Raw genomic sequence first — 6,702 nt, 5'->3', positions numbered from 1 at the left:
TACATGGACCAGGACTGGATCGATGCCGAAGTCCTCATCTATGACCTGATGACTGAACTGGATCCGGACAACCCGAATGTACTTCCAGCCGACTGGACGATGCCTCGCTTCGACGCGTTGGCGCCGTAAAACCGGCAACAGTGGAGGTGCCGGGCGCGTAAGAACCCGCCCGGCACCTCCATCGTCTACTCAAGGAGCAATCGCTAGTGGTAGCCGCCACCGATCCAGATATCCAACATACGACTGAAGAGCAGCTTGCCCAACAGGCCAGGCGCAAGGAGCTCGGCCAGAAATGGTTGTGGCGAATTCTGGGCTACATCTGCTTTCTTGGCGCTTGGGAATACGGTTCCGGGCGCATCCTCGAAGAAGCCCTCCTGCCGGGTCCGACACGAATTGTCAGGACGTTTGGTGAGCTCTGGGCAGCCGGCAAGATGCTCGACGCCTTCCAGGCCACCACCTTCCGAATCGCGGTCGGTTTTGGGCTCTCGTTCGCCATCGGCCTGTTCATCGGATTGATATCCCAGAACCGTTGGTGGGAGGCCTTTTTCCGGGACGCCACTCTCATCAGCCTGACCGCCCCGGGTCTCATCTGGGCGTTGATCACCGCCATCATCTTCGGAAACCGGATCGCCGGCCCGATCATCACCATCGTTTTGACCACCTTCGCCCTCGTGAGCGTCAACGTCTACGAGGGCGTCAAGTCCCTGCCAAAGGATCTCGTCGACATGGGCAAGGCCTTTCGGGTCGACGTGATCGGAAGGAACCGACACATTGTTCTTCCCCATCTGGCGCCCTACCTGTTCACCGGCGTCCGGTTCGGGTTCTCGATCGCCTGGAAAGTCACTGTGCTCACAGAGATCTTCTCCTCAGGTCGGGGCATCGGATTCGAGATGCGGACTAGCAGCCAACTGTTCCAGATGGACGAATTCCTCACATGGATTCTGGCATTTTTCTTGTTCGCCCTTTTCCTGGAAAAGGTCGTACTTCAGGCATTTGAAAACCGGTACTTCCGTTGGCGCCAGGGAGTTGCAGCAACATGAGAGGTAAAAGATGACCACTGCAACCGCTCAGCTTCCGAAGTCGACCAAACCGGTCTCTCTCATTACCCGGTGGAAAAGGTCGACCTGGATACCACGGGTCCTTTTCCCGATTGGCGTACTCCTGTTCTGGCAGGTCGGGATGCAAATCATTCGGAAAATTTGGCCGTTCGCGGTCGACGTTCTCCCCACCCCGATGGAAGTCGTCGACATGATGTGGGGAGAAATCATCAACCCATTCGTCGAGGGCAAACAAGCCATCACCCGCGAAAATTTGTACCTGACATTCGGACGGTCACTACTCCGGTTGGGTTCAGGATTCGTCATTGCCATGGTGATCGGCACGATCATTGGACTAGGGATGGGTCTATCCAAGGCCGTTGACGCTTTCTTCCACGACTGGGTGATGGCACTCCTGGCGATGCCGGCACTCGCCTGGGCTCTCTTCACCGGCTTGATCTTCGGAATGGGCAATCGCTCACCGATCGTCACGGTGGTCCTGACCGGCATCCCCTTCGTGATCGTGAACGTTCGGGAGGGCGTTCGTAACACGCCCCGCGAGCTGTTCGATATGGCCAACGCCTTCAAGGTGCCTAAGAACCGAACTACTCGTCATGTGTTGATCCCCTCGCTCATGCCTTTCTTCTTTGCAGCTATCCGATATGCGTTCTCGATTGGTTGGAAGGGTCTGGTAATCGCCGAAGTGTTCTCGGGCCAAGACGGCGCCGGCTGGACGATCAAGTTCTATTACGACGCTCACCGGGCGCACGGCATCATCGGCTACGCCTTCTTCTTCGTGATCTTTGCCTTGCTCCTGGAGAAGTTGGTTTTCGAGAAGATCTCCAACCGCGTATTCAAGTGGCGACCTAAGACCACCAACGTGGAGCTCGTGGAAGCCCGATTTGACGGACCCGATGACGCCGCAAATGCAACAGCCGCGGCACAGATCTAGGAGCAAGAGCGTATGGCAGAAATCAAGATCAAGAACCTTCACAAGGAGTTCGGCGTCGGCGAAGACAAGGTCGTTGCCTTGGTCGACGTAAATCTCGAGATCGAAGGAGATGTTTTTGTCTCGATCGTCGGCCCGTCGGGCTGCGGTAAATCGACGTTGCTCAACATCCTCAGCGAGATCGAGACCCCGACGTCTGGAAGCGTCACTATCACGAATAAAGGTCACGCGGCTCTTCCTGGCTATGTCTTCCAGGCCGCCCGACTGTTACCGTGGCGAACTGTGATGGACAACCTGTTGTTCGTCCAGGAGGAAGTTACGGACGCCGCCAGAAAACGGTGCCAGAAGTATTTAGACATGGTGCATCTCGGTGACAAGGGCAACAAGTATCCGGGGGAGCTATCTGGTGGTATGCAGCAAAGGGTCGGCATCGCTCGCGCCTTTTCGGTCGAGCCAGATGTCATGTTCATGGACGAACCGTTCAGCCACCTCGATGCCATCACCGCCCGATCGCTGCGCCGTGAGTTGCACGAAATGTGGAAGGCCACCAACAAGACCATTATCTTCGTAACCCACGACGTAGGCGAAGCCGTCGAACTATCCAATCGGATTCTCGTCTTTGCCAAAGGTGGCGTGCTCAAGGACGACATCGACGTGGATCTCCCGTTCCCTCGGGATCCGTCAGACGAACGGGTGGCAATCGCCAAAGCGAACGTACTCAAGAAATTTGAGGAACTCGACCTGGTGGCGACCTAGCCGAATCAACCGACAGGGAAGTGGGACCACCAATGACCAACGATCTATCCGGTTTATTCGAAGGGCCAATTCCTGGTCGTCGGACGATGCATGAATATGTGTACTCGACCCTCCGAATGGCCATCCTCGACGGGAAGTTGACTGGGGGTACCCGCCTTGTACAAGCGGACATTGCCTCGACTATGGGAGTATCCACCACCCCGGTGCGCGAAGCTCTTCGCGATCTGGCGGCCGAGGGACTGATCAAGCTAGATCCTCATCGGGGAGGGATCGTCCACGAGCTGGTATTTGGTGAGCTCGAGGAGATTCTCAGATTACGAACCATCCTCGAACCCGAGGCGATTCGTCAGGCATGGCCCAATGTGACCGACGAACTCATCGACGAGATCGAGTCAGTGCATCACAAAATCGGTACCGCTAGCTCCACCTCCGAATTCGTTCAACTCAATGATCGATTTCACCGGCTTCTGTTCGAAAAGGCTGCGGCGCCGCGGTTACTGGGAATTCTTGAAACGCTTACGGCGCCGTGGGTCATGTATGTCAGTGCGGCCTTGAATCAAGACGACCAGCATCGTGAGCGCGCCGCTCAAGGTCATAGCGAGATTCTCGAAGCCTTACGAAATCGCGACGTGGACGGCGTTATCGAGGCATCCATCGAGCATCTCAGCATCACTCACCGTACGCTCGAAGCGGCCCTCGACCTGGTCGAAAACGCACCTCCCTCGTAGGTCTCTGCTGTTTCAAAGGCGGACCTGCCGTATTTGGCCACAACTGGCGACCGCGAGAAGAACACACCGTCACCACCCAAACATCGGGCTGGGGGCCGGCCTCGGACCAACCCCGGCCGCTCAGCCTTTGGCCTCCCTGCCATCCGGTCTGTTGCTGCCAATGTCGGGTTGCCCCGTCAACAGGCGACCCAAAAGCTTGGTAGGTGGCAGCTAGAGTTCGTTCGACATGACGAAGGAACGAGCCGCCGGCCAGGGCGGCGACTCAATCGAACACCTTGGCCGTCGATTCATTTGGATCGAGACGATTCTGGTCGCCCTGGCGATCCCAGCAATCCTCGTCGAAAGTCATCGAGTCGACGAACCAGGATATCTTTGGGTGCTGCTTGCACCCCTAACGATCGTTCTCGTCAACGTCGCTCTTCTTGCTCGGAAGGCGTACCGGGCCGATATCTCTCTGGGATTCACGGCGCTGGCCGCGGCGGTCGCACACAGCTCATTCGGCGTCCACGCCACAGACCTGCCAGCCGCGATCGTCCTCGTAATGGCCGGATCCATCATGGCGGTATATTCGCCCGGGCGACGAATTTCGTTCACGGTTGCGTATTCGATGTTCATGGCGGCCCTCGTGCTGTATTGGGGTCGCGACGACGGGAGTGGACCGCTGAACGCGTTCACCGCGGTGGCCGTCTTCACTCTGGGAAGCTTCTTCCTCATCAACATAAAGGAGTCCGCAGCATCCTCGGGTGCCCGCCTCGGACAATATCGGGCAGCGATGAATCAATTACCCATACCTATCTTCGAGGACGATTTCTCGGGACTCCTCGCAGAATTTGATCGTCTGCGGCACGGAGGCGTATCGGACATCCGCAGCCACGTCGCGGAAACCCCCGGCGAGTTGACCAGGCTCATGAGTCTGATAACCGTGCTCGACGCCAACCAGAGCGCAGAGAGCTTCTTCGGAGCGGACCGCACGACTCTACTGGGGAGCCTCCAACCGATCGAGGCCGACGGCCGCAACTTTGAGCCCTACCTCACCGAGCTGGAGGCGATTTGGAACGGAGAAGATCAAATCGGCAGCTCGGTACTCATCCAAACCGATCCAGATGTCACGGGTGCCGTCAAGTGGGTTGTCCCCTTGCACGAAACAACGAAGACGACCTTCGTCGCAATCACAGACATCTCGGAATTGGTCGAACAACGAAACGCTCTGTCAGAGTTGAACCGGTCGAAGGATGAATTCGTCGCGGCGATCAGTCACGAGCTTCGGACACCACTCACGGCCGTCCTCGGGTTCGCTACCGAGCTGGCAAATGGCCCCGCCGAGATGAGCCAGCGCGAGAAGTCCGATCTGCTTCAGGTCATCGTCGAGCAAAGCCAGGAAATGGCCCACATCGTCGAAGATCTGCTGGTTTCGGCCCGTGCCGATCTGGGAGCCCTCGCCGTGTCTGCCACTCCTTGTGACCTTCCCACACTCGTTCGAGAGACCCTCAACGAGTTGGGGCAGAGAATTCGTGTCGATCACGCTGGCGACGTAACTGGCTACGTGGACCCGGTCAGATTCCGCCAAATTGTCCGCAATCTTGTGACGAACGCCGAACGATACGGAGGCAAGAACCGGTGGATCGAGATCATTCAAGATCCCGACTTCGCGTCCGTCATGGTCTCCGACGATGGACCAGGCGTCCCGCCCGAGATGGCAGAAAAGATCTTTGATTCGTTCGTTACCGCCCACGCACCGAAAGCAGTTACGGCTTCGATGGGTCTCGGGCTGTCGGTGTCCCGCCACCTCTCCCATCTGATGGGCGGCAACCTGGTCTATCGGGCTGCGGCGGACGGCAGCAAATTCATCCTCACGGTACCCAGCAAACGGCCGGCGGACAGTCCAACCGCCTAGGCGCGTTTTCCCGGACGCTCACAACCGCCGCATGAGTCGACCATACTGACCACGATGAGGGGGACCACTGCTGCAGTCATAGCCGCCATGATCGTGGCCGCCTCAGTCACCCCGGCACGTTCGGCGCAAGCCGCGCCAGGGTTCGAGGTGGTACCCGGGGAGTTTCTCGTGCGGAATCCGGGAGTCGTCATGTCAGACATGGAGGCGCTTTCCGACGGGTGGTATTTGATACACGACGCGACTGTCGAGTTCGCCAACGGACGGGCAGCCGCTCTCAGCCGCGACCTGGCCGCATTGGTCATTCCCAACCGCGTTGTTCAATTGGCGAGCGATCCACTGGTTTCCGATCAATGGGCTCTTGAGAACACCGGTCAGACGGGTGGCACGGTCGACGCCGACATCGATGCCGACGCAGCTTGGGCCTTCACCGAGGGTAATCCTTCCGTCGTTGTCGCGGTCATCGACACCGGTGTGGATCTCGACCACCCCGATCTGGCCGGCCGGTTGTGGATCAACGCCGGCGAGATACCCGGCAACGGGGTGGATGATGACCAGAACGGTTATATCGATGACGTGAACGGGTGGGATTTCTCCGCCTCCGACAATTCCCCCGACGACGAATACGGCCATGGGACCGCCGTTGCGGGCATGGCTGCGGCCGACCTCAACGGGGTCGGCACGGTCGGGATAGCTCCCCAAATCACGATCATGCCATTGCGAGCTTGCAGCCCCGGATGTCCCATCAGCACCCTCGTGGCCGCCGTGGCATACGCCCGAAACAACGGCGCCGACATCATCAACATGTCTCTCGGCGGTACCGGCCCCTACTTTGACCCGCTCCGCGACGAACTCACCGCAAGTCCCGACGTGCTGGTCACCGCAGCGGCGGGCAACACGGCTTCCAATAGCGATCCGAACCCGTTCTTCCCGGCCGGATTTGGCCTGCCCAACATCCTCTCGGTGGCATCCACCGACGACTCCGATCAACTGAGTGGCTTCTCAAACTTTGGCGAAGTGACCGTCGACCTGGCGGCGCCCGGCGAGAATGTGCTCACCACATCGATCGGTGGATGGGCCAACGCCTCGGGGACCTCTTTCTCGTCGCCGCTCGTCGCCGGCGTAGCAGGATTGGTCCTATCGCTCCGGCCGGGCTCGCCACCCGAAGAGGTCATCGATCTGATCCTGGCGGGGGTTGATTCACTCCCGTCTCTGACAGGGAAAACGAAGACGGGTGGGCGCCTGAACGCCGGAGCAACGGTGTTTGCCGCGACCGGTCCGGTTGCCTCCATTTCGCTGTCCACGACGGATGCCACCGTTCCTGCCACGGTAACTCTCGAC

6 protein-coding genes are annotated in these 6,702 nt (G+C 58.8%); all 6 read left to right on the top strand.

All coding sequences use genetic code 11. The features are described 5' to 3' along the window. Window positions 1–206: 206 nt before the first annotated feature. Entirely contained in the window at window positions 207–1,040 is an 834-nt protein-coding gene (locus JJE47_13780; GenBank protein MBK5268494.1) for an ABC transporter permease subunit, read from the top strand. A gap of 10 nt (window positions 1,041–1,050) precedes the next feature. Next, complete coding sequence (locus JJE47_13775) at window positions 1,051–1,989, top strand: ABC transporter permease (protein MBK5268493.1); 939 nt, start codon at window positions 1,051–1,053, stop codon at window positions 1,987–1,989. Window positions 1,990–2,001: 12 nt separating this feature from the next. After that, the gene (locus JJE47_13770; protein ID MBK5268492.1) at window positions 2,002–2,742 is read left to right on the top strand and encodes an ABC transporter ATP-binding protein; all 741 of its coding nucleotides are present in this window, start codon (window positions 2,002–2,004) and stop codon (window positions 2,740–2,742) included. Between the two features lie 32 nt (window positions 2,743–2,774). After that, a complete protein-coding gene (locus JJE47_13765) occupies window positions 2,775–3,470 on the top strand; it encodes a GntR family transcriptional regulator (protein MBK5268491.1) in 696 nt (231 codons plus the stop codon). A gap of 226 nt (window positions 3,471–3,696) precedes the next feature. Continuing rightward, window positions 3,697–5,364 (top strand): HAMP domain-containing histidine kinase, encoded by a 1,668-nt coding sequence (locus tag JJE47_13760; protein ID MBK5268490.1) that lies wholly within the window; start codon window positions 3,697–3,699, stop codon window positions 5,362–5,364. Window positions 5,365–5,418: 54 nt separating this feature from the next. Next, a partial coding sequence (locus JJE47_13755) for a S8 family serine peptidase (protein ID MBK5268489.1) occupies window positions 5,419–6,702 on the top strand: 1,284 nt, incomplete at its 3' end.

This window comes from Acidimicrobiia bacterium (genome assembly GCA_016650365.1).
Classification (GTDB): domain Bacteria; phylum Actinomycetota; class Acidimicrobiia; order Spongiisociales; family JAENVV01; genus JAENVV01.
Note: the sequence above shows the minus strand (reverse complement) of the source record. Positions and strands in the feature narration are given on the sequence as shown.

What these genes read in the sequence shown, in the direction of transcription:
- JJE47_13775 (MBK5268493.1), top strand. Translation starts at nt 1,051, where the DNA reads ATGACCACTGCAACCGCTCAGCTTCCGAAGTCGACCAAACCGGTCTCT.
- JJE47_13770 (MBK5268492.1), top strand. Translation starts at nt 2,002, where the DNA reads ATGGCAGAAATCAAGATCAAGAACCTTCACAAGGAGTTCGGCGTCGGC.
- JJE47_13765 (MBK5268491.1), top strand. Translation starts at nt 2,775, where the DNA reads ATGACCAACGATCTATCCGGTTTATTCGAAGGGCCAATTCCTGGTCGT.
- JJE47_13760 (MBK5268490.1), top strand. Translation starts at nt 3,697, where the DNA reads ATGACGAAGGAACGAGCCGCCGGCCAGGGCGGCGACTCAATCGAACAC.